This window comes from Polynucleobacter sp. MWH-Jannik1A5 (assembly GCF_018881795.1).
Classification (GTDB): Bacteria; Pseudomonadota; Gammaproteobacteria; order Burkholderiales; family Burkholderiaceae; genus Polynucleobacter.
Genome location: NZ_JACVPQ010000001.1, coordinates 311,656 through 334,695, shown reverse-complemented (window position 1 = coordinate 334,695; position 23,040 = coordinate 311,656). Strand labels below are relative to the sequence as shown.

The window sequence follows — 23,040 nt, the reverse complement described above, 5'->3', positions numbered from 1 at the left end:
GACCTCCAAGTTTTTACATTTTTATTCTAATCCCTTGACTCTATAGTTACTATAGGGTGTTAAATGTTTTATGTCTTCATCATTTAGGTTTCCGCTATGAGCGAATGCAATACCTCCTGTAGTTGTTCAACATCAACCCCTGTGACAAAGGCTTCTGAAATACCGAGCAAGAATAAGGCCATCTATCGCATTGAAAATATGGACTGCCCAACTGAAGAGGCGCTTATTCGCAAAAAGCTAGTTAGTGTAAGCGGCATTGAGTCGCTGGACTTTAACTTAATGCAAAGGATACTCACGGTTGGTCACAATCTCAACTCACTTGACGCTATCGAGTCCGCTTTGGGTTCAATTGGAATGCAGGCGGTGCTACAAAGTGGTCAGACTTCTACAAAGGACAGCTCGATTGAGCCTATACCTAAAAAAAATTGGTGGCCATTGGCTGTTGCAGGTATCACTGCAACCTTGGCTGAAATCATGGAATTGCTGCAACTTGGTAATCAGTGGATTGTCATTGCTCTAGTAATCGCCTCAATTGCTTCAGGTGGCCTGACCACCTATAAAAAGGGCTGGATTGCATTAAAGAATGGCAATCTCAATATCAATGCCTTAATGTCAATTGCAGTCACAGGTGCGATGGCGATTGGAAGTTGGCCAGAAGCCGCCATGGTGATGTTCTTATTTACTCTAGCTGAAGTAATTGAAGCCAAGTCATTAGATCGTGCTCGTAATGCGATTCGTGGCTTATTAGACCTCACCCCTGAAACCGCAACCGTTCAGCAAGCCGATGGCTCTTGGGTGCTAACGGATGTAAAGGCTATCGCTTTAGGTGCTTTAGTTCGAGTGCGTCCTGGAGAGCGAATAGCTTTAGACGGCATATTAATAAGTGGTAACTCGGCAGTAAATCAAGCGCCAATCACGGGTGAGAGCCTACCCGTCGATAAGATAGTTGGCGATGAGGTATTTGCAGGAACGATCAATCAGACAGGATCGTTCGAATACAAAGTTACTGCAGAAGCGACTCATTCAACGCTAGCTCGAATTATTCATGCAGTTGAAGCAGCGCAAGGAAGTCGTGCGCCCACCCAGCGTTTTGTTGATCAATTCGCCAAGATCTATACGCCAGCTGTTTTTTTGCTTGCGGTGTTAGTCGCTGTTTTGCCTCCATTGTTAATGGCGCAGTCATGGCAAGAGTGGATCTATAAAGCATTAGTCATGTTAGTGATTGCCTGCCCTTGTGCTTTGGTGATCTCAACACCAGTAACGATTGTGAGTGGCTTAGCAGCCGCTGCAAGAAAAGGCATCTTAATTAAAGGAGGCGCTTTTTTAGAAGCAGGACGGAGCATGAAGGTCTTAGCAGTAGATAAGACAGGGACACTAACCTACGGGAAGCCTGCACAAACGGACTTTTTTGCATTAAGTAGCAATGACAAGCATATTCACGAAATTGCCATCAGTCTTGCGGCACGATCTGATCATCCCGTATCTCTAGCAATTGCCCATGCTAATCAAGAGCAAAAGAATGATTTAAAGACTGTAGATAGCTTTGAGGCGATTCTGGGTCGCGGTGTCAAAGGCGTTATTGAGGGTAATTTGTATTACCTTGGCAATCATCGACTGATTGAAGAATTGGGTTTGTGCTCTGATGATATTGAGAATCGTTTATTACCACTAGAGCAGCAAGGCAAAACGGCCGTATTGCTTACCAACCAAACAGAGGTTTTAGCCATTATTGCGGTGGCCGATACTGTTAGAGAAACAAGCAAGCAGGCTATTGATGAGCTTCACCAATTAGGCGTGACTACCATCATGCTCACTGGTGACAATCAGCACACCGCTAAGGCAATAGGTAAACAGGTGGGTGTCGATGAGATTATGGGTAATTTATTGCCTGAAGATAAGCTCAAAATAATTGACAGTCGCCTAAAAAAGGATCCCAATGTAAAGGTAGGCATGGTTGGAGATGGCATTAATGATGCCCCCGCTTTAGCAAGAGCAAGTATTGGATTTGCGATGGGGGCGGCTGGAACCGATACTGCGATAGAGACTGCTGATGTTGCGCTAATGGATGATGATTTACGCAAGATTGCTACCTTTATTCGGCTATCCAAATCAACCGCTCTAATTCTGACTCAAAACATTGTTCTTGCTCTTGGCATTAAAGCTATTTTCCTTGTGCTTACCTTTACAGGGCAAGCCACGATGTGGATGGCGGTATTTGCGGATATGGGTGCGAGCTTGCTAGTAGTGGCAAATGGATTGCGGTTATTAAGAAGCTAGGTGTTAGTTCATATCAAGCAGTTAACTCAAGGAGTACTAAAATGAAAAAGCTAGGATGGGTTGGGATTTTAAGTTTAGGTGTTTTACTAAGTGCGCCCGTTTTGGCGCAATCAGCAGGGGCAGGCACTAAAGCCTCACAGACACAACAAAAAAATGTTGATGTAGCGGAGTTTGATAAGCAAGCCGCTCAAATTCAAGAGAACTTTAAAAAGATGCAACAGCAGATGGATCAGATCCGTGCAACTCAAGATCCGCAAGAAAGGCAAAAGCTGATGCAGGCTCACTGGAGCACAATGCAGGGCAACATGAATATGATGCAAGGCATGTGGGGTTCGGGAATGATGGGTTGTTGTGGTGGTAACGGCGGCATGATGGGTGGACACATGATGGGTTGGAATGGTATGGGCCCCTATTACTCTAAATTAACACCTGAGCAGTTAAAGCAACGCCAATACATGATGGATCAATACATGGGTATGCAGCAGAATATGATGAACCAAATGATGCAGCAGAACTATATGTGGATGGATCGGTCAAGGTAGTAACACACTAGGGGGATGAGTTACTGGACTTGTCCTCCAAGGTCTCCCTTGGGTCGATAAGATCCAAATTGATTGAATTCACTCAGATGACTCAAATCGGCCAGAAGTAGTCGCAGTAATTTTAGTGACTGAGCTTATTTGATTGCAATTTCAGAATTAAAGAAGATAGAAATTTAAATTGTGTCTTAAACCTTATCAGTCTTAGTCTACGCCATAAAGAGGTGAGAAGCCGCCTCCCAAGGTTCTTAAATTTGTTGTTTGCCCTTGGTATATGCGACTTACTGAAATGAGTGAATTACCTTCAAAGACATAATCTCTAATATCGACTTTAAGATCAACCTCATTACCATCAATCGTGATGGTTCGTTTGCTTGGTGGAATTACTTTTTGTGCAATATAGCTTTTATCCTTAATTTGACCCCATACGCCTTTAGTTAATTTATCTCCGCGATATACAGCGCGACTCCCATAGCCTTGACTGGGCTTGAAAAAGTAGTCTTTGCGATTTGTCCAAAGAGATTCTTCGTTTTTAGAGGACACTTTTACAGTCTCCGGAATGTGGCTTAGGAGTATTTCTTGTATAGCCAAGTCAACCCCTAGGGAGTCAAGATGTTCCCGATTGCTTAAGATGCAAAGGTTATCTTTATTGGCAAATACTGCATGATTAAAGGGGTTTGGGGTGATGGCTACAAGATCTTGAAGATAAGCGTCTCTAAGCGCTTCGTATGATGAACCTTGAAAATAAAAGTCGGTCGTTCGGTTATAGATTAAGTCAATTTGGACTTCGCCGAAGTAAACCTTTTGATCTTTAATTACGAGACCATCTGGAGAGGTGATGATTGTCGTGATTCCATGCTTTTGAAACAGGGCTTGGAAGAGTTGAAACTCAGGATATAAGAATTGTTCAGTTGGACTCTCATCAACGATTGCAATCGTCTTTAATTGCGCAGAAGGATCCCTATTGAAGGATCTCCACTCCCGGGTAAACATATCCAGAAAAGTCTCATAAATTTCATTGGGCATATTTCTTGCTCCCAAGCGTCTCTCTACTGGCTCACAGCAATTTATCGATGCCCCAATTTCAAGGGCAGAAATCATAGCGCCGCCTGCATTGGTATTGATTTCAATTAATTGCGGGCCATTTACCCCTAGGTGAAAATCAAATCCATAAAAAACACCACTTGTACTTTGTTGATGTCTAGCAATGGATGGAGCTTGCTCAAGAACTAATTTTTGAAATAAAGGCATTTCGCAAACTTTATAGACCGCTTTTACTAATGCTTTCATCTGATCTAAGGCGGCTTGGTCAATAAATACTCCGCTACTTGAGAGCATCGAGCCTATCTTTGTAGCAGTTGAATCAGCAAGGTCCAGATCACTAATAAGGCGATGAACCTCAATATCTAGTTTCTGTTTGTCAACGCTGATGCAGTTGCACTGGGCATTGAGTTTGGTGGCTTTATCTGACATGGAATTCGTATCTACTATCTCTTTGGTGGGGATGGTGGGGTTTCTTGTAGCACTTTACGATAAACGCACCTTCCCAAACCCAATGGATTATTCACATCTTCTTGAATTTGCTTGGGTTTATAGCCTCAATAGCTCAATAAGTTAATGCCTAGACTCAAAAAAGTGAAGGGTAAGGCTGACAAAACGCCAAATTCAGTATAAAGTTTAGCAATGCGGAAATTATGCGTTTTCTTATGCTTAAGTTTTTTTATTAGCCTGATTCATGCGGCTAGCATGCCCGTATTCGTTTCCGATCAACACCATGCGCACCAGTCCCAAGCTGCGACTCATGCTGATAATGCTGACTCTCATATGCAGCATAAGCAATGTAAAGATTGCACTTCATCGATAGAAAAGTCGGCAAAGAAAGTGGCTACAAAGTGCCATACCGCTTCTCAGTGCTGCGTTGGTATTGCTGATTTAACAGCCGCTTCTTCCGTGATTGCTCCTTTGCAGTATGCGGACAATCTACTGCCTTACGCTCCTACTTTGGCACTCGGCCAATCGCTAGGTAACATTTACAAACCCCCTCGGATTTAAATTTCCTCAGTAGTAAGTAGATTTTGGCGACAAGTCTTGTCGCTACGTTTGTCTATTGGAGAAATTATGAGCATGTTTAAATGCATGTGGGGCAATGGAATGTTTCTATTGGCGCTCACATTACTAGGTAGTCCAGTTGCATCGGCGCAAGATGCGGCGGTAAATGGTTCTTCGGCAAAGTCTATTGCCGAGTCGCTGCAGTACACGTCAGTATTTAAAAATTATCAGCCTTATTCGGAAGAGGAGATCATTCCTTGGAAGCAGGCTAACGCTACCGTCCAAAAGATCGGCGGATGGAAAGCGTATGCCAAAGAAGCTGCTCAGGCTGATACGGTGCCAACAAGCGAAGGGCATTCAAGAAATCATCACGAGGGGGTTAAATGATGATGACCATTCCTTTCGCTAAGCGATACAAACTCGTATCAATCTTATTCGTGAGTGCTCTTACTGGATGCGCTAGCGTCAATATTGATGAGGCCTTACAAAAAACGAATCTGGATTCGAGTAAATTTACTAATGGCCAGGTTGTTTTAGCAAAATCGTCAGATGAGCGTGATGTTCTTCAGGGTAGAGCTCAGGAACTGCTGGCTAAGAATTTAAATCAAAGCGATGCTGTTCAGCTTGCCTTGATTAATAGTCCAGCCGTTCAAGCACTTATTGCCCAGAATTGGTCTGAAGCAGCGTCTGCTGCCCAAGCAGGCAGAATGTCTAATCCTTATTTTGCTTTTGAGCGAATGGTTACTAGTCCAGAGATCGAATTTAATCGCTGGTTTGTATTTGGATTATTAGATCTGATTACTTTGCCTCAACGCAAAGGAATAGCTGATAAGCGAATTGAACAAGCTCAATTGCGTTTAACTACCGAAATCATTGATCAAGTTACTTTGGTTCGCCAGGCTTGGGTTCGTGCAGTTGCAGCAGAGCAATCCCTAAAATATGCCGATCAAGTTTTTCGAAGTGCAGAAGCAAGTGCTGAGCTAGCAAGGCGCATGGAAGCAGTAGGTAATCTTAATAAGATTACTCGTGCAAGGCAGCAGGCTTTTTATGCAGACTCGGCTACGCAGTTTGCTAATGCAAAACAGACTTCAGTAAGTCGTAGGGAGGAGCTTGTTCGTGCCCTTGGCTTAAGTGAAGCTCAGGCAAAAGAACTCAAATTGCCCAATCGTTTACCTGATCTGCCTAAGCAACCACCAAACACCGAATTTATTGCGCAGCAAGCTGGCGTGGAGCGGCTAGACATTCGCTTGGCTACAGCAACTTTAGAGGCGGCAGCGAAAGCTCAGGGGCTTAACAACATCACCAGTTTTACCGATATTGAATTGGGCTTTAATCGCGGCACTAAATTTGATTCAGCATCTGGTGAGAGCACTCCAAAGCAGGGTTATGAAATCTCGATTCGACTACCAATTTTCGATTGGGGAAATATGAGTAGGGATGCTATGAATGCCCAAACTTTAGCCGCATTTAATCGGCTAGAGGGCGTTACTCGAAACGCTAGTTCCAATTTGAGGGAGACTTACTCGGCCTATCGAACTGCATACGACATATCCCAACACTATCGAAAAGAAGTAATACCTGTACGCAAAGCCATCGCTGAAGAAAGTCAGCTTCGCTATAACGGCATGATTATTGGTGTCTTTGAGTTGATTGCCGACTCAAGAGATCAGGTCTCTGCAGTAATTGCAGCAATTAATGCTCAGCAACAATTTTGGTTAACAGATGCTGCTTTGCAGTCCTCCTTAATTGGCAGACCAACAATACTCCAGGTGCCTAGCGTTACTGGGGCGGGGACGTTAGCAAACCCTGCCGGACATTGATAAGGAAAAATAATGAGTTCAAGAAGAGATTTTTTTAAATATGCCGGTATTGCTGGCGGTGCTGTCGCGGTTGCAGCAGTTGGCCGCTATGCCTTATCTGGTGCCCCAGAATTAGTGACGCAGGTGAACGCTAATACGATGCCACCATTAACACCTAGTACAGGTCGCCCATACAACCCAGTTGTTACCTTAAATGGCTGGACATTGCCTTGGAGAATGAATGAGGGTGTTAAGGAGTTTCATTTAGTCGCTGAGCCAGTAGTGCGAGAAATGACTCCTGGATTTAAGGCGCACCTATGGGGTTACAACGGTCAAAGCCCTGGGCCAACAATCGAAGTGGTGGAAGGTGATCGAGTTCGGATATTTGTTACTAACCGGTTACCAGAGCAGACTTCAGTGCATTGGCATGGCCAAAGATTACCAAATGGTATGGATGGTGTAACAGGTTTAACTCAAAAAGGTATTCCGCCGGGAAAAACCTTTATGTACGAGTTTGTTGCTCGCCGCCCGGGGACTTTCATGTACCACCCCCATGCCGATGAAATGACGCAGATGGCAATGGGAATGATGGGTATGTGGATTACGCATCCTAAAGATCAAAATCCACTTATTGATGATGTTAATAGGGACTTTTGTTTTTTATTGAGCTCATATGACATTGATCCTGGTAGTTACACACCAAAAGTAGCCACGATGGTTGACTTCAATATATGGAGCTGGAATAGCCGCGTTTTTCCTGGCATAGATTCTTTGAATGTCGCCCTAAATGACAAGGTCCGAATCAGAGTAGGAAACTTAACAATGACCAATCATCCAATTCATCTTCATGGGCATGAGTTTTCGGTCACAGGCACTGATGGAGGCCCTGTTCCAAAAACTGCTCGTTGGCCTGAGGTAACCACTGACGTGGCTGTTGGGCAGATGCGGCAAATTGAATTTCTTGCAGATGAAGAGGGTGACTGGGCGATCCATTGCCATAAGAGCCACCACACCATGAATGCAATGGGGCATAACCTCCCCACCATGATTGGCGTTGATCATCGGGGGGTTGGCAAGAAGATCAACAGTCTGATACCTGACTATATGGTGATGGGTGAAAGGGGTATGGGTGATATGTCTGAAATGGAAATGCCTATTCCCGATAACACGGCTCGCATGATGACGGGTATGGGTCCTTTTGGGTCGGTAGAGATGGGCGGTATGTTTAGCGTATTAAAAGTACGTAAGGATCAAAAGCCTGGCGATTATGCAGATCCGGGTTGGTATAAGCATCCGGCTGGTACGGTGGCAGAGGCTTACAAAGGCGCATTACCTGCAGCTCCAACGCAACTAAATACTGCAAAACCTATGCAATCAACAAGACCAAGCTCTACAAAAGAAATCGAAGTACAAGTAAGAAAGCCCAATGGGCATTCTGGACATTAATAATTAAGGAAAACAAAATGAAAAATATTCAATTTACATTGGCAGCAATTGCGATGGCAGCATCTAGTTTGGTGTTTGCGCAAGGTGCAACACAACCTGGCGGTATGGGGATGATGAATCAAGGGGCCATGAACCAAGATCCAATGGCAGCGATGTGTCAAAAAATGCATCCTGAAATGAGTCCTGATCAATGTAAGGCGATGCACGAGAATATGGCAAAAATGACTCCTGAACAAAGGGTGGCAATGTGCCAACAAATGCATCCTGAGATGAGTGCTAGTCAATGTAAGGCGATGCATGACAAGATGCAGGGATCAGGCGCAGGCATGGGGGCTATGGGTGGCATGGGCGCAATGTCTCATGACCATGGCGCTAGTGGTGGTCATGATCATGCCAGCGAAAATTCTAGTGTTGGACAGCCGGGTATTGCAGCCAAAGTAAATCGAACAATTAGAGTTCGCATGACAGACAACATGAGATTTAATCCTAGCAGTATTCAAGTCAAGCAAGGCGAAACTATCCACTTTGTAGTCAAGAATCTGGGTAAAACAAAACATGAAATGGTGCTTGGTACAGATCAAGAGCTACAAGAGCACTATAAGCAGATGATGAAGTTTCCAGAAATGGAGCATGCCGAGCCAAACATGGTTACCTTAGGCGCTGGTCAAACAGGTGAAATTATTTGGCAATTTACGAAATCTGGAAAAGTGCAATTTGCATGCCTACAACCAGGCCATTACGATGCGGGAATGAAGGGATCAATTTCGGTAGCTGGACCTAAATCTGTTTCACCAGCACAGAAAGGGGACGGCCATGGCTCCCATCAACATTAATTTAACAAGAAGGGCTATAGCAATGGGATTGGTGCTAGTGCCGTTTGCATCCAGTGCTGTCAGTGAAAAACCATTGATCACAGTATGGAAGAGTCCAACTTGTGGCTGTTGCAAGGATTGGATTTCGTATGTGGAGAAAAATGGCTTTGCTACTAAAGTGATCAGCGATGGTAATGACCAGATTAGAAAGAAGATGGGCATGCCCATTCAGTTTGGGTCTTGCCATACCGCAGTCATTGATGGTTATGCAATCGAAGGCCATGTCCCGGCGAGGGAAATTAAGCGTTTATTGGCCGAGAAGCCCAATGCTGTGGGGATTGCTGTACCAGCGATGCCCATAGGCTCTCCAGGAATGGATGGTCCTGAGTATGGATCTAGAAAAGATCCTTATGACGTTTTATTGATCTCCAAAAATGGTCAATCCCAAATTTATCAATCTTATCGATAGGAATTTAATAATGAACAATCTAAAAAAATATTTGAGTGTTATTTTTCTACTATCAGGAGTAATCTTGACTCATGTAGCAAGCGCCCAATCTACTGGTGCATATACGGCTGGTCAGGTACGCAAAGTTGATTTGGAGCAAGGCAAAGTCACCATTCGTCACGAGGAAATCAAGAATTTAGATATGCCCCCAATGACCATGATTTTTAACGTGAAAAACAAAACTCTTTTAAATGGTCTTAAGTCTGGAGACCAAGTGGAATTCGTAGCATCAAGCGAAGGTGGAAAGCTGTATGTCATCGAATTAAAAAAAGGAGACTGAATATGAGTCAAATTCATTTAAATGTGGCCGGCATGACCTGTGGCTCTTGTGTCAAACACGTTACCAAGGCGCTTGAATCTTTAGATGGCGTTTCAAATATCCATGTTGACTTGCAAAACGGCAAAGTGCATTTAGATAGGACGAGCTGGATGAGTGATGATTTGATTTATGCGCTTAATGAGGGTGGTTATCCATCTTCTTTAGATCTTGATGGCGGCGTTCAGGCGCCACAGAAAAAATCTGGTGGTTGCTGTTGTGGTTAACACTCTCTTTAATTCCCAATTTTTTAGACATCTAAAAAGGTGACTGTTCTTAAAGACTCAAACTTCAATTAAGTAAAGGAGTAACAAATGCGTAAATATCTTATCGGTCTGTTGGCAATAGCAGCGGTATTGTTATCAGGTTGTGGGTATAACCAAATTCAGTCCCAAGATGAGCAGGTAACTTCTAGCTGGTCTGAGGTATTGAATCAATATCAGCGTAGAGCCGACCTGATTCCTAATCTAGTAAGCACGGTCAAAGGCGAAGCTAAGTTTGAGCAAGATACTCTAACTAAGGTTGTAGAGGCTAGATCTAAAGCGACCTCAATTCAAGCTACTCCTGATTTGGTAAACAACCCAGAAGCTTTTCAGAAATTCCAGCAAGCGCAAGGACAGCTCACTTCGGCTTTATCCAGACTATTAGTCGTTTCAGAAAATTACCCGAGCTTACGAGCAAATCAAGGGTTTAGAGATTTGCAAGCGCAACTAGAGGGCACTGAAAATCGCATTACAGTTGCTCGTAATCGTTACATTAAATCTGTACAGGATTACAACGTCACGATTCGCTCATTCCCATCTAACTTAACAGCAATGATGTTTGGCTATAAGGCTAAGGCTAACTTTACTGTTGAGAATGAGAAAGAGCTGGCTTCTCCTCCTAGTGTTTCATTTGATACGCCAGCAGCGAAATAATTGGAGTATCTTCCGTGACCCGTTTTTTCCAGTTCCCCAAACGTCTCTTAGCTTTACTATCGGTTTTGGCGCTGCTTTGCTTGCCTCAGTTTTCTGTGGCGCAGCAGGCGGTACCGGCTTTATCGGGGCGAGTAATTGATCAAACGGGCACTCTTACACCGGCTCAGGTCAGCTCTCTAGATCAAACCTTAAGTAACTTTGAGGCTCAAAAGGGTAGTCAGATTGTCGTCTTGATGCTGCAATCTACCGCTCCTGAGTCAATTGAGCAATATGCAATTCGCGTAGCGGAGCAATGGAAGATTGGGCGCAAAAAAGTCGATGATGGTGCGATTCTGATTATTGCTAAGGCTGATAGAGCACTTCGGATTGAGGTGGGTTACGGCCTTGAAGGTGTATTAACTGATGCAACTAGCAAGCGAATCATCGACCAAATCATTGTGCCCCGTTTCAAACAGCAGGATTTTTATGGCGGCATTACGGATGGCCTAAACGCTGTGATTAGCGTGGTTGATGGTGAGGCGTTACCAGCGCCAAACCCAACTAATACAGAAATGCGTGACCCCGGGGATATTCGTTCGTTTTTACCAATCATTTTTATTGTGGCTTTAGTGCTTGGTGGAATCTTACGATCGATGCTCGGCAGGTTACCTGGATCCCTAGTTACTGGAGGATTTGTAGCTCTTATCGCCTGGTTTATGTTCGGTGCGTTTTCTATGGCCTTAATTGCCGGTGTTGTGGCATTGGTCGTTGCTCTATCCGGAATGGGGTTGGGTAGACATGGCTTTGGTGGCTATAGCAGTGGAGGCCATGGTGGAGGTGGTGGATTTAGTGGTGGCGGTGGCGGCTTTGGTGGCGGTGGCTCCTCGGGGAGATGGTAAGCATGAATATGAATCGATTAATAAAACATCTCTGGTCTCATAGTCGCAAGGTAGAGAAATGCTTTTCCAAGGAAGATCTTGCCGCAATAACAAATGCGATTCGAGATAGTGAGGCTCAACATTCGGGTCAAATCTGTTTTGCCGTGGAAGGTGCCCTGGATACGCTTGCCTTGTTAAAAGACTTAAGCCCTAGAGATCGTGCAATTGAAGTCTTTACCAATCTCAGAGTTTGGGATACCGAGCACAATAATGGGGTGCTCATTTATATTTTATTAGCCGATCATGCTGTAGAGATAATTGCCGATAGAGGCATTCATTCAAATGCGGATGCCAGTGCGTGGGATGTTATTTGTCATGAGATCGAATCCAAATTTGCGCTCAATGAATATCAGGCTGGCATTTTGTCTGGAATTGAAATGGTGAGTCAACTATTGCAAAGTCAATTCCCAGGTAAATCATCTTCAGATAATGAAATCCCAGATACGCCAGTTTTAATGAATTAGGTAAACAAGGATTTGCAATGAGTAAGCACAATGAGAACAATCATCATGAGCATGGACACGATCACTCCCATCACGAACATTCTTCAGATGAAAATTCCTTGAAGGATCCTGTTTGTGGGATGACGGTCACTTCTCAGTCTAAGCATAGTTACTCGCTTAAGAATATTGCGTATTACTTTTGCAGCAATGGTTGTAAAGAAAAATTTATTGGAGCGCCCAGCAAGTATCTAGATGGGGGACTAAAGGACTCAGAGTCGCCTGCTTCGGTGGCCGGCACAATTTATACCTGCCCCATGCATCCGCAAATTCGGCAGAATCAACCAGGTAATTGCCCAATTTGTGGAATGAGTTTAGAGCCTCTGTTGCCTGAATTAGAGGAAGAAGAAAATCCAGAATTAGTTGATTTTCAAAGACGATTTTGGTGGACGCTGCCTTTGACGACAGTGGTGACTGTCCTTGCGATGTTTGGCCATAAACTTAATCTACTTGAGTCTCAAACCCAAACCTGGGTTGAATTATTCCTATCCTTACCAATTGTTTTATGGGCAGGATGGCCATTCTTTTATCGTGGCTGGCAATCCATAGCCAATCGCAGTCCAAATATGTGGACTTTGATTGGATTGGGAACAGGTGCTGCATTTTTGTATAGCGTTGTTGCTACGGTAGCTCCACAAGTATTTCCTGCTTCCTTTATGTCTATGGGCAGGATTGGTGTGTATTTTGAGGCAGCCGCCGTCATTATTTCATTGACTCTGCTTGGTCAGGTGTTGGAACTAAAGGCACGTTCACAAACTTCTGCGGCAATTAAATCCTTGCTGGGCTTAGCTCCTAAAACAGCTAGAAGAATTAAGGGCGATGGATCTGAGGAAGATATTCCTTTATCAAATGTTCATATTGAAGACTTATTGAGGGTGCGCCCAGGTGAAAAAGTGCCTGTTGATGGCGTCATTGTTGAAGGCTCTAGTGCGCTTGATGAATCCATGCTTACCGGGGAGCCATTGCCAGTTACTAAGCGTATCGGTGATCGTGTGATTGGAGCAACGATGAATACCAATGGCGCATTGATTATTAAAGCCGAGCGTGTTGGTTCATCAACCATGCTGGCTCAAATTGTGCAAATGGTAGCTCAAGCCCAACGCTCCAGAGCACCAATGCAGCGAATGGCAGATATTGTTGCGGGATATTTTGTAGTAACGGTTGTAGCGATAGCTTTACTGACTTTTTTCATTTGGGGGATCTTTGGCCCCGAACCAAGTTGGGTCTTTGGTTTAATCAATGCGGTTTCGGTATTAATCATTGCTTGCCCTTGTGCCCTAGGTCTTGCCACGCCAATGTCGATTATGGTTGCTACTGGTAAAGGGGCGACAAAGGGAATTTTGTTCCGCGACGCTGCGGCCATTGAAAATCTTCGTAAGGTGAACACCCTCATTATTGATAAAACAGGCACCTTAACAGAGGGTAAGCCAATTTTTGATAGAGTTATTCCTGCGCCCAGCTTTGATGGTAATGAGGTCTTAAAGCTTGCAGCAAGTCTTGATCAGGGCAGTGAGCATCCTCTTGCCGATGCGATTGTTCGTGCTGCAAGAGATGGTAATTTGCCCCTGGAGAAACCTGAAAACTTTGAATCTAGTTCAGGAATTGGAGTTCAAGGTAGCGTTGGCTTGTTTCATTTGGCGTTGGGTAATACTGCATTGATGGATAAGCTGGGAGTTTCTGTTGATATTTTGAAAGCCCAAGCAGAGGAGCTCCGCTCTGAAGGCGCTAGCGTGATGCATTTAGCTATCAACGGAAAGCTTGCTGGACTTTTAGCTGTCTCTGATCCTATTAAGGCTACTACGCCAGAGGCTTTGCAAACCTTAAGAGAGGCGGGATTGCGAATTGTGATGGCAACTGGAGATGGATTAACAACTGCTAAATCTGTTGGCAAGCGCCTTGGGATTGAAGAGGTCTATGGAGAGGTTAAGCCAGCAGATAAGCTCGAATTGGTAACTCGACTACAAAATGAAGGTCGGATTGTTGCAATGGCAGGTGATGGCATCAATGATGCTCCAGCTTTAGCAAAAGCCAATGTTGGTATTGCTATGGGCACCGGTACTGACGTTGCTATGAATAGCGCCCAAATTACTTTAGTTAAAGGTGATCTCAGAGGTATTGCGATTGCTAAGTCGCTTTCAGACGATACGGTAGGCAATATGAAGCAAAACCTAGTGTTTGCGTTTCTTTATAACGCACTGGGCATTCCTATTGCTGCTGGTCTCTTATATCCTTTCACTGGATGGTTACTCTCACCATTAATTGCTGCACTTGCCATGAGCTTGAGCTCAGCCTCGGTCATTACAAATGCGTTACGTTTAAGGAGAAATTAATCATGGAAAAGTCATTTCATCCATTCTCTGAGTTATTCCTTCAATTAGGACTACCTTCTGATGGTAATAGTATTAAGGCATTCATTGATCGGCATGCTCCTTTAGATGAAGCGATTGAATTAGCGGATGCACCATTGTGGACACCATCTCAAGCAAGGCTTCTTCGTGATGAGTTGCTTTTAGATGCTGATTGGGCCGAGATTGTGGATCAGTTAAATAAAGCCTTACGTTAAGCAGGTCGCTCAGTTTTGGGTGAGAGTTAGCGTACTCAGATTATTGAATTGATGGTCTGCTTTGGGTCGGAGTCTGCCTACCAGATATCCACACATGAAATGTCGGTTTACTCGACAAATTTTCCGATCGACCTTCCTGAAATCTGAAGTTAAGCTACAAGTGTCTCGAAACACGACACTTGAGTGCAAAATCTAAACCAGCTTTTCTTCAAATCTAGTGCATCCCAGTCTGCTGATGTAATTCACCTCCACCGAGGTTTAGTAAGTCTCTTTAAGCGATCAGGCAGCAATCAATGGCAATGCCGCTTTAGGTTGCCCAATTGTCAGTGGCACTCCATGAGCACTGGCCAGGCGGATCTTGAAGAGGCCAAGCATGCCTCTATAGCGCTTTATGAGCAGACCATGGCTAAGATTAGTCAGGAATTGAGCCTCAAATCCAAGTCATTTAAGCAGTTAGCAGAAGAAGATCTCGTGGCAATGGATATTGCCAATAAAGAAGGTAATGGCAAAGCCATCTTTAAGGATTACAAGTTTGTTCTCAATAAATACCTCATTCCATTTTTTGGAAAATTCCAGCTAAAGGAAATCACCCCGGAGCTGGTTAAGGATTTTGAATCTTGGCGCTTATCCCAGATGGGTAGAGATCCCCAAGCAAGTACTAAGCGTACCCATGCTACGACCTATAACCGGATAGTCACTTTAGCTAGAGAGCAAAACCTGGTTGCCGATACTTATCGGGTTCCTTTATTAGATCCCCATGGCTCCCCCAGTCAAGCAAGACCCGCCTTTAGTAAGGAAGAGATCGCTCAATTATTAGCCTATATGCCCAGCTGGGAAAAGGTCGGCAGATCATCCCGCACCAAGGAGATGAGGCAACTATGTCGCCCCTATGTAGAGTTCTTACTTTACACAGGTGCTAGGCCCGGAACCGAGCTAAAGCCCATGCGCTGGAAGCATTTGCAATGGCATTGGATTGGCGATCAGCGGTATCTTAAGGTTTGGCTTTCCGGTAAAACAGGACCTCGATATTTAATTGCTAAAAATTTGGTAGTGGATTGCTTGGAAAGATTAATTGCTTGGCATCAATTGCCATATAAAGACCTTAATGAAGTCATTGAGGCCAGGTTAGATCGTCTGATATTTACTTTCCCAAGAGGGGTTCAGCCCTATAACTTTAATCCTCAGTTTGAGAATCTCTTAAAAGAATGTAATTTACTCAAAGATGTAGCGGGGCGTAATCGTAGCCTGTATAGCCTACGCCATACCTATGCCACATTTGCACTAGCTGAAGGTATTGATATACACACCCTAGCTAGGCAAATGGGTACCTCGACATTAATGATTGAGCGTCATTACTCAAAACTGACCCCAATGATGGCAGCCGCTAAGTTGGCTTAGATCTCAAACTTCCCGATATGCAATTCTTCGCATAAAAAACTTTCAATATCTGCCCGTAGCTCAACCTGTTTTCCTCCATTGATGATGTCCGCAATAAGCTGGGGAAAATCATCGTTTGATATGTGCCTGGAATCGGATAATGCTTGATACCGATCTCTGGATTTAGTGTAGTAGTAAAGTGCCTCGTTAAATAACGCTTCCATCTCATGAAGATCAAGCAGGGCGCTTAAAGCTGCGCGAATGCATAAAGCGGAATTATTATTAATGAGCCAATAGATCGAGCAATCCTTATCTGCTAGGCTAGTGGCAACAAATTCGACATGCTTTAGATTGCCGATGACCATATAAGAGCGATTTGGTCCCGTAAAGTTGAGATACCCATCCAAAATTTTGATGGCATCAAGCTCAGAATCAATTGTCCCGATTGGTTTTGAATGCCCGCGTACATAGATCTTCTGTGAAGATGAGCTGATCATCTGAAAATATTCGGGATCAATGCCATGGTTTGGAGTGTCAAAAACAAAGACTGTTCTTGGGTAGCGCATATTAATTCCTTATAAGTACTAGCCACTAGGGCTAGTACTGGTGTGGTCAAGCAGCCATCAAGGGGTTAATCGGCTCTGGGATAGGTGCCAGCTCAATAATTCCGCCAGGATTATTCGGTGGGTTACGAACGGATCTAACAAAGTCCTCGAGACGCTCTAAGAGCTTGCGGTTACTGGAGCTCACTTGCAATTGTGTAGTGAGAATCTTCAGTAGTTGATCATCTGGCAGGGCGATACCTTCTTGCTGCAAAATCCACTGAGCTCGGATAAGCCAGTCTTTTGCTGTTACTGGAGGCACAGCCAAGCAGTTGCTGCGATCACGTAAGGCAATGTCGACTTGATCGATGTAGTTCGTTGTAAAGATGAACTGGGTATGACCGATCATGTCATCGATTACATCTCTAAAAGCTATTGCTGCTTTGGGGGTGAAGTTAATTTCATTAGAAATGATGTAGTTACGTTTTTGATCATTGATCGTAAATACTTGATAAAACATGGTGTGATCTTCAAAAGTCTGCATGACATCATTGATGGAATTAAATTCCACTGCTTTAAGACGGGTAACTTCTGCTTTTTTACTTTCGATGGCATCAGGCAATAAATTGGCAATCGTGGTTTTGCCAGTTCCAACCCCGCCGTGAAGGATGAGGGGCTTTAAGTCGCGATCGTTGATGTAGTCAGATAGCCTATTTTTAAGGGTTTGGCTGCCTATAACTACATCGTCGAGACGAGTTGGGGCGTATTTGAGTGCGAAGCTCATGGTAATTCCTTTCTGATTGGGTAAAAGCAGGGGTGAGCTAATAAGTGCTACACCCCTGTCAAGACTTGCAAAGGCTTAAGCCATTTCTTTAAAGAAGGCTTGATTGGCTGCTTCAGTAATCGCCGCTTGCGCTGCGAGTTCTGCTTGGGCTTTGACATGCTCCTCGACCTTATTGAGCAATTCTTGCGCGATCTTACGAATCGCCTGCTCAATCATGGCGCCAGACGAACCCGGAACAACGCTTAAGACCTGCGTTTGACCGCTAGCTAGCATCTTGCCAATTAACAAGGTGTACTCAGCAGAGTCGGCTGGGTGGGCTAAGGCAGTTTTTGGCACCAACGCTAAGGGGTGTTGCAGCTGGCTAACAAGCAATTGCTTAACCTCTGACACCTTGTTATCAAGCTGACTACGTTTTTTGATAGTTTCATCAGTAATGCCCTTGGTGCTGGCCACTTCCTCAACGCCGCCTACTTTGGTTACCCATTCGGCAAAATTGCCAACAGATACCGCTTCTTTGGCTGCCACTCGTAATGCACGTGAATAGGCACTTGCTCTGCGGCGCTCGGCATTAAACACATACTTTACGATCAGGGTTAGCACTGGAGTGCTGGCTTGCACCTTAACGCCACGTCCTTCTAGGTTAGCTTTAATACCTTCTAAAACAACCTTCTCAGCAGGGCTACCCTTGATCTCGTAATACATACCAAGACATTCTGAGAGAAGGGCATAAAGACCCTTATTGGATTTATCGTAAAAGTCCCGTTGCCAAACTTGACGACGGTTTGCTAGTGTATCTAGTTTTACCAATGTTGCACTGGCGATTTCATGCTTTTGATTTGCTGTGATCCTCATGGTGTTGCTCCTTCAATTTATAAAATTACCAACACGTTTTAGCGAGAGTGCTGATGAAACTTTTTGTGTTGATGGAGACAGTCTAATTTTTTCAGTATTTTTCACGCAAATCAGGACGTTGTTTTATTTCCTTGACAGAAAATTCCGAAAAATCAAAGCCCCATGAACAGGGACTTGTAGGGCGATTTTATTTTTGAGAAAAAATCACTAAAAAACTCTGTTTGAAAAATTAATGAATAGAAATTGCTAAATTAATTCAACCGCGTTTCTCTTTTGCTCATCATTAACATCGATGTACCTTTGGGTCACCGCAATGGACCGATGACCAGCTAATGAGGCTAAGATTCGCACACCAATGCCTTTATTAGCCAAAGTTGTAATAAAAAATTTTCTTCCTGAGTGGCTGCTTCCGCCGCTAATGCCCACATTCTTATACAACTGATGAAACCAGACGCATAAGCCATTAGGGCTAAAGCGTAAGCGGTGATCAGTATGAAAGAAGGGGATATCAGCGCCTTTGGCGTGTCTTGTAGTGAGGTAGTTGGCTAATTCCGCTTGTAAACGCTGCGAAACAAATACCGTTCTGGGATATTTGCCTTTAGTTTGTGCCGCTGATAAACGGATCTCATTCTTAATGGTCCCATCTGGGTTCACTACGTCCCCCATAGTTAAAGAAGCGATTTCGGCGACCCTTAGTCCTCCGAGAAAGCTGGTAAGAATAATTGCGCGATCACGCAAAGCGTATTTTTTGGTACTAACGTAGTCCAGAACTTGATCAAGTTCGGCCTGGGATAAGGTTTTTGCTTGTGCCATTTGGTTTTCCTGTCATAAATAAAATGTGCGTTTTAAGTATGTTTCCTTAACGGGAAAAGGTCGACCTCAGTTTGTTTGCTAAGTGTCGTGTAACAGGACAAAAAGACCTTCCAAGAATCAATGACTTACAAATCGGGTTAAGAATATAGTTATTTTCTTAACCCGTATTTGCTTATAAGTATTTAGCAATCTTCATTAAGATCTGTCGTCTTTAGACGACGACCTTAGCTAATGCTTCAAATCACTGGATAGCGTACTTTTGTAAGTTCTCAAGTGCTTGCTTATATCCCCCGACAAATACGCCGTTTGTAGATGGTTTTTGAGGGGAATTTAGCTCAGACCGTGTAGTAGCTATTAGTGCTGGAGTGGGTTTTCCAGGAATTCTGGCAATACAGCTGCGGATAGGCAATTCCCAGTATTCATCGATTCCGTGTGCTGAGTCGTCAATTTGGATGGTAATTCTGCTGTAGTTCATATCCAAAGACGCATAGCCATCAACTGCGCTTTTGATCCCAGCTTCATAGCGATATATCCAGCTCATTAAAACCCCGTCTTCATTTGTAGGGGTGTTCTTGAGGCGATTGGCCATTTCCACATGCACTGGACTCTTTGGGAAATGAAACCAAGCTTCGACTTCCTCAAAATCTACTAAATACTTGGCATAAGGACTGAGGATCTCTAATGTGCCGTTATAGATGGCCTTGCGATATTGACCTTTGCCGAAGGTTGTTCCATACATCTTGTTTTCCCATAAGCGGGCTGTGATTTCTTTCATTTTTAATCTCCTTGAATGTTGAAAGGAGTCGCGGTGTTGCTTGAGATGCTCTGAGAGGCGAAGACAAAAGATAGTTGCTGTTGCGTGAGTTGCAGATCAGAGCTACTCATTTGTCCCAAATACAGCAACTAACTGCATCTCTTACTGCAACTGCAACTTATTTCTTAATCGCATCTCAATGCAACTCATTACGCGACTCGTAAATATTTAGCTCTTGTTAATAAAAACCGTATTTTTTCTATCCAAAATGAGTCAAAACGACCCAAGATCAAAAAGAGGTCGACCTAACCGCCATCTAGAAAACACACTTAATAAGCCCATTAACTACATAGGAGAATTAAATGAGCCAATTAAGTCATCTCAAGCTAGTCGCAGTCAAAAAGCCCCGCAATATGCCAGCAATCGTTATACGTAGGAATAAGCTGGGATCAAAACTCTGGGAGCAGATCCAGTTGGCAAAAAGTCAGCTAGAAGGAACGCCATTCATAGTTATGAAATACAAGACTGTGAAAGATCGTGAAACAGGGCTACGCAAACAAGTGGAGGTGCCTAAGCGCATTAAGCCATGGTGGTTTCAAAGTGATGAAGGTAAGGTCTGCGTCTCTGTGAAATATGGAAGCTGGACTCTAGAGCTAGCTAAAGGCAAGCCTAGCGTGGAGGTGGCTAGTGGCGAGGCCTTAATTAAAGCCTTGGAGTCAATTAAAGCAGCAGTAGAGGCGGGGGAGCTTGATGAGCAGATCGAGACTGCTAGTGCTGGATTGCGGGGTGGATTTAGGCGTTAACAGAAAGATTTTGATGATTCAAATCTAAAGCATGAGTTGGTTGTATGCTTGCTATAGCGCAACCAATGATTACCTTGTACTGATCTATGAGCTATACCTCTATTAGCATTCTTAAATTATCAGCAACCCTTCCTCAAGTTCGAGACATTACTGAATTACTTGGGTATAAAAAAGTTAAAAATGCTTTCAAAGCGCCCAATCAAATCGCAAGCTATTACTGGTTTGATGAAGAGGATTATCGCTCTTGGACGGGTGTTGAGTTAGAGGTATATAAAACAAGAAAAGGTCCAATTAAGATTTTCACCAGATCAAGAGTCTCGAGAAGTTATTGGGATCTTTTGCAGCAAAATAGAACTTTGAAGTTATTGAAGGATCTATTTGGCGGTCATTTTGAAAGTGATGCAGGCAAAAATCGCTATTGGCGTCCAAATGGAGCAGCACCTTCACCGTTGTCATCCGGTTGTTATCTTGCTCGTTGGAGGTTTCACAACAATCTTCAGCGAGCTGAGCTTTATCTACAGCATCGTAACCTAGGTGGTGACTTAGCAAAAGATGTGCCTTCAGGACTTCCTTTTATAGATGAATTAAATCCACGCTTATTATCAAATAATATGTTGGTTCCCTATTTAATAGCGGCATGGGAAGAATATTTCCGAGCAACTTTTACTGCTTGTTTGCGCTACTCTCGGAAAAGAGAGTCCGCCCTAAAGCAAGCAAAGCTTGGCCATGTTGAATTTGAGAAATTGATTGCGGGCAGCCTACAAGCGGAAAGATTAATAGCAGAATCTTTTTCATTCCAACGTCCAAGCATAATTGCAAAAAATTTTGGATATGTCGATTCTAAAATTGATATTGCCGCAATTTTACGTAAGCCGTATAGAGGTAGAAAAGAAAGTCTATTTGATCTTATAGAGAATATTGTTAACGATCGAAATCAGCTTGTACATACTGGAGAAATAAACATCAATCTTTTTGATGCAAAATTAAGGGCGTTATTTGTAGATTTAACCCAGGCTGTAGACCGCGCATATCAGCATATTGCTAAGCAGAGCAATTTTGATCCAATTTATGATTATTAATACATCCTATTAAGATCTTAATCAGTACTTCTGGGGGTTAGTTTGAATGATTGAATCTTATTATTGGCGAGAAGACCTTCTGGATCATGCTCGAAGACTTAGGCCTGTAAAAAATCCAAAGCGCTGGAGCGAGCGTGCTTTGGTCATTTTTGAAAAAGAACTCATGATTTCTTTTTATATCGTCCGAACCTTACTTGAGAGGGATAAGACATCAAAAAAATCTGATGATTACAGAGTTTCAGTGCGCTGTGTGCCATGGAATGGAAGGTCTCTCACTAAGTTAAATTATTTTGATATTGAGAGGCTTTATTCTTTTGATCGCGAATTTGATGACAAGATATCCGTGAAGCATTTAGCCAATCAATTTATTCATTCCAGGGCAATTTTCGCAATACGAGATAAAACTCGAAATTGGTCTGAAATTATGCTTTGCTCGGACCTTCAGGCAAAGAATGTTCTTTATAGAGTCTCAATTGATGAAATTCGGAAAACTCTTCTTTTTGTGGGCAAAGACTATGCCGAATCCTTAAGCTACATATGGGATCCTAAAATTGAGGATTATCAAGTTAAGCGTGGTTGACTACCGGGTTTGCTAAATATCTATATGAAAAGATATAAGGCAACCGTCAATGCAGCAGGGATGTGGGTAGAAACGATTTTGTACGCCCAAAATCAAGCCCAGGCATACAAGTTGTTTCAAGCTATCTTTGGCGCTAAAAACGTGCCACATCAACCCTTGCAGATTGGTTAACTATGAGATTCGATGAAATAGCTCCAGTTAAGCCATTAAGCCCTGAGCAAGCTAGGCTTAAATCAATGCGGGATCGGGTAAAACGAGATCAAGAGGCTATGAAGGCCGAACGAGCTAGACAGAAAATTAAGGCTGGGCAGGCGGAGTTGAGTTTGATTTCGAAACCTGGTCTTGCAAACTAATGGCCAGTTGTTTTAGAGTTGTGAGGTTATTGATCCACTTTGTGTAGTAACCACGATTCCAAAGCCAGCTTACTACGTTCATATCTTTAAAATGAGCATCTACTGTCAGTTCCGTTCCATTTTGAAATGGCCTTAAGTTAAATATTATGGTTTCAGCAAGCGAGGAGGATGATGGGTAAAGTTGCTTAGTCAGGGCGGTAGTCGCTATCAATTTCTGACATTTGACAACTAGAATATAGACGTAGGTACTATGGACTTCTCTACCATTAATGATTGATGAAATGGTTGTGTGTCCACATGCTGAGACATTCATTTCAACAACTCTACCTTGGTGTGGTGATATCCACCACCATTTTGAAAGCAATTGTGGTTCAGTAAGGAATCTCCAAACCACATTTGGGGTGGCACTTATTTGTATTGTTTCTTTTAGGTGCGGTAATTTATTTTCTGTCATTTTGTA

General features: G+C 43.5%; 27 protein-coding genes. 20 read left to right on the top strand and 7 right to left on the bottom strand.

The window, feature by feature from the left end:
- Positions 1–96 precede the first annotated feature (96 nt).
- The gene (locus ICN23_RS01570) at positions 97–2,277 is read left to right on the top strand and encodes a heavy metal translocating P-type ATPase (RefSeq protein WP_216230617.1); all 2,181 of its coding nucleotides are present in this window, start codon (positions 97–99) and stop codon (positions 2,275–2,277) included.
- Between the two features lie 41 nt (positions 2,278–2,318).
- A complete protein-coding gene (locus ICN23_RS01565; RefSeq protein WP_216230616.1) occupies positions 2,319–2,819 on the top strand; it encodes a hypothetical protein in 501 nt (166 codons plus the stop codon).
- 201 nt (positions 2,820–3,020) lie between these two features.
- On the opposite strand, the gene ICN23_RS01560 is transcribed toward ICN23_RS01565, so the two are convergent.
- Positions 3,021–4,106: a hypothetical protein gene (locus tag ICN23_RS01560; protein ID WP_215346986.1), complete on the bottom strand. Its 1,086-nt coding sequence runs from the start codon at positions 4,104–4,106 to the stop codon at positions 3,021–3,023.
- A gap of 456 nt (positions 4,107–4,562) precedes the next feature.
- Between ICN23_RS01560 and ICN23_RS01555 the strand changes: the two genes are divergently transcribed.
- The 14 genes from ICN23_RS01555 (at position 4,563) to ICN23_RS01490 (ending at position 16,041) form a co-directional block, all read left to right on the top strand.
- The gene (locus tag ICN23_RS01555) at positions 4,563–4,868 is read left to right on the top strand and encodes a hypothetical protein (protein WP_041484939.1); all 306 of its coding nucleotides are present in this window, start codon (positions 4,563–4,565) and stop codon (positions 4,866–4,868) included.
- Positions 4,869–4,940: 72 nt separating this feature from the next.
- Positions 4,941–5,252: a hypothetical protein gene (locus tag ICN23_RS01550; RefSeq protein ID WP_216230615.1), complete on the top strand. Its 312-nt coding sequence runs from the start codon at positions 4,941–4,943 to the stop codon at positions 5,250–5,252.
- A complete protein-coding gene (locus ICN23_RS01545; protein ID WP_216231873.1) occupies positions 5,252–6,685 on the top strand; it encodes a TolC family protein in 1,434 nt (477 codons plus the stop codon). Before ICN23_RS01550 ends, ICN23_RS01545 begins: the two co-directional genes overlap by 1 nt.
- A 12-nt stretch (positions 6,686–6,697) precedes the next feature.
- Positions 6,698–8,110 carry a multicopper oxidase family protein gene (locus tag ICN23_RS01540; protein WP_216230614.1) on the top strand — a complete coding sequence of 471 codons (1,413 nt, stop codon included), beginning with the start codon at positions 6,698–6,700 and terminating at the stop codon, positions 8,108–8,110.
- Between the two features lie 326 nt (positions 8,111–8,436).
- Entirely contained in the window at positions 8,437–8,943 is a 507-nt protein-coding gene (locus tag ICN23_RS01535) for a plastocyanin/azurin family copper-binding protein (protein ID WP_215350260.1), read from the top strand.
- On the top strand, positions 8,924–9,391 hold the full coding sequence (locus ICN23_RS01530) for a DUF411 domain-containing protein (protein WP_082784133.1): 468 nt from the start codon (positions 8,924–8,926) through the stop codon (positions 9,389–9,391). The genes ICN23_RS01535 and ICN23_RS01530 overlap by 20 nt, the downstream gene beginning before the upstream one ends.
- Positions 9,392–9,455: 64 nt before the next feature.
- Entirely contained in the window at positions 9,456–9,710 is a 255-nt protein-coding gene (locus ICN23_RS01525; RefSeq protein ID WP_251367863.1) for a copper-binding protein, read from the top strand.
- A gap of 2 nt (positions 9,711–9,712) precedes the next feature.
- Complete coding sequence (locus ICN23_RS01520) at positions 9,713–9,973, top strand: heavy-metal-associated domain-containing protein (protein WP_216230613.1); 261 nt, start codon at positions 9,713–9,715, stop codon at positions 9,971–9,973.
- 87 nt (positions 9,974–10,060) lie between these two features.
- Positions 10,061–10,663, top strand: a complete 603-nt coding sequence (locus tag ICN23_RS01515) for a LemA family protein (RefSeq protein ID WP_215386697.1) — start codon at positions 10,061–10,063, stop codon at positions 10,661–10,663.
- Positions 10,664–10,677: 14 nt separating this feature from the next.
- Positions 10,678–11,541, top strand: a complete 864-nt coding sequence (locus tag ICN23_RS01510; protein WP_370624743.1) for a YgcG family protein — start codon at positions 10,678–10,680, stop codon at positions 11,539–11,541.
- 2 nt (positions 11,542–11,543) lie between these two features.
- Complete coding sequence (locus tag ICN23_RS01505; RefSeq protein WP_015421812.1) at positions 11,544–12,044, top strand: TPM domain-containing protein; 501 nt, start codon at positions 11,544–11,546, stop codon at positions 12,042–12,044.
- Between the two features lie 17 nt (positions 12,045–12,061).
- Positions 12,062–14,410 carry a heavy metal translocating P-type ATPase gene (locus ICN23_RS01500; protein ID WP_216230612.1) on the top strand — a complete coding sequence of 783 codons (2,349 nt, stop codon included), beginning with the start codon at positions 12,062–12,064 and terminating at the stop codon, positions 14,408–14,410.
- A 2-nt stretch (positions 14,411–14,412) separates the two neighbouring features.
- Positions 14,413–14,643, top strand: a complete 231-nt coding sequence (locus ICN23_RS01495; RefSeq protein ID WP_015421810.1) for a DUF2789 family protein — start codon at positions 14,413–14,415, stop codon at positions 14,641–14,643.
- A gap of 336 nt (positions 14,644–14,979) precedes the next feature.
- The gene (locus ICN23_RS01490; protein ID WP_216230611.1) at positions 14,980–16,041 is read left to right on the top strand and encodes a site-specific integrase; all 1,062 of its coding nucleotides are present in this window, start codon (positions 14,980–14,982) and stop codon (positions 16,039–16,041) included.
- On the opposite strand, the gene ICN23_RS01485 is transcribed toward ICN23_RS01490, so the two are convergent.
- The 5 genes from ICN23_RS01485 to ICN23_RS01465 form a co-directional block, all read right to left on the bottom strand.
- On the bottom strand, positions 16,038–16,586 hold the full coding sequence (locus tag ICN23_RS01485) for a hypothetical protein (protein WP_216230610.1): 549 nt from the start codon (positions 16,584–16,586) through the stop codon (positions 16,038–16,040). The two genes, ICN23_RS01490 and ICN23_RS01485, sit on opposite strands and share 4 nt — an antisense overlap.
- Before the next feature lie 46 nt (positions 16,587–16,632).
- Positions 16,633–17,346 carry an AAA family ATPase gene (locus ICN23_RS01480; RefSeq protein ID WP_216230609.1) on the bottom strand — a complete coding sequence of 238 codons (714 nt, stop codon included), beginning with the start codon at positions 17,344–17,346 and terminating at the stop codon, positions 16,633–16,635.
- A gap of 75 nt (positions 17,347–17,421) precedes the next feature.
- A complete protein-coding gene (locus ICN23_RS01475; RefSeq protein ID WP_216230608.1) occupies positions 17,422–18,198 on the bottom strand; it encodes a hypothetical protein in 777 nt (258 codons plus the stop codon).
- A gap of 246 nt (positions 18,199–18,444) precedes the next feature.
- On the bottom strand, positions 18,445–19,011 hold the full coding sequence (locus tag ICN23_RS01470) for a site-specific integrase (RefSeq protein WP_216230607.1): 567 nt from the start codon (positions 19,009–19,011) through the stop codon (positions 18,445–18,447).
- Between the two features lie 241 nt (positions 19,012–19,252).
- Positions 19,253–19,786, bottom strand: a complete 534-nt coding sequence (locus tag ICN23_RS01465; protein ID WP_216230606.1) for a hypothetical protein — start codon at positions 19,784–19,786, stop codon at positions 19,253–19,255.
- 341 nt (positions 19,787–20,127) lie between these two features.
- On the opposite strand from ICN23_RS01465, the gene ICN23_RS01460 reads away from it, so the two are divergent.
- The 4 genes from ICN23_RS01460 to ICN23_RS01445 all read left to right on the top strand — a co-directional run bounded on the left by ICN23_RS01460 (position 20,128) and on the right by ICN23_RS01445 (position 22,398).
- Positions 20,128–20,568: a DUF6641 family protein gene (locus tag ICN23_RS01460; RefSeq protein WP_216230605.1), complete on the top strand. Its 441-nt coding sequence runs from the start codon at positions 20,128–20,130 to the stop codon at positions 20,566–20,568.
- A gap of 86 nt (positions 20,569–20,654) precedes the next feature.
- Positions 20,655–21,647, top strand: a complete 993-nt coding sequence (locus ICN23_RS01455) for a hypothetical protein (protein WP_216230604.1) — start codon at positions 20,655–20,657, stop codon at positions 21,645–21,647.
- Positions 21,648–21,693: 46 nt separating this feature from the next.
- Positions 21,694–22,227 (top strand): hypothetical protein, encoded by a 534-nt coding sequence (locus ICN23_RS01450; protein WP_216230603.1) that lies wholly within the window; start codon positions 21,694–21,696, stop codon positions 22,225–22,227.
- A 24-nt stretch (positions 22,228–22,251) separates the two neighbouring features.
- Positions 22,252–22,398: a hypothetical protein gene (locus ICN23_RS01445; RefSeq protein ID WP_216230602.1), complete on the top strand. Its 147-nt coding sequence runs from the start codon at positions 22,252–22,254 to the stop codon at positions 22,396–22,398.
- Between the two features lie 126 nt (positions 22,399–22,524).
- On the opposite strand, the gene ICN23_RS01440 is transcribed toward ICN23_RS01445, so the two are convergent.
- Positions 22,525–23,034 (bottom strand): SRPBCC domain-containing protein, encoded by a 510-nt coding sequence (locus tag ICN23_RS01440; protein WP_216230601.1) that lies wholly within the window; start codon positions 23,032–23,034, stop codon positions 22,525–22,527.
- Positions 23,035–23,040 lie beyond the last annotated feature (6 nt).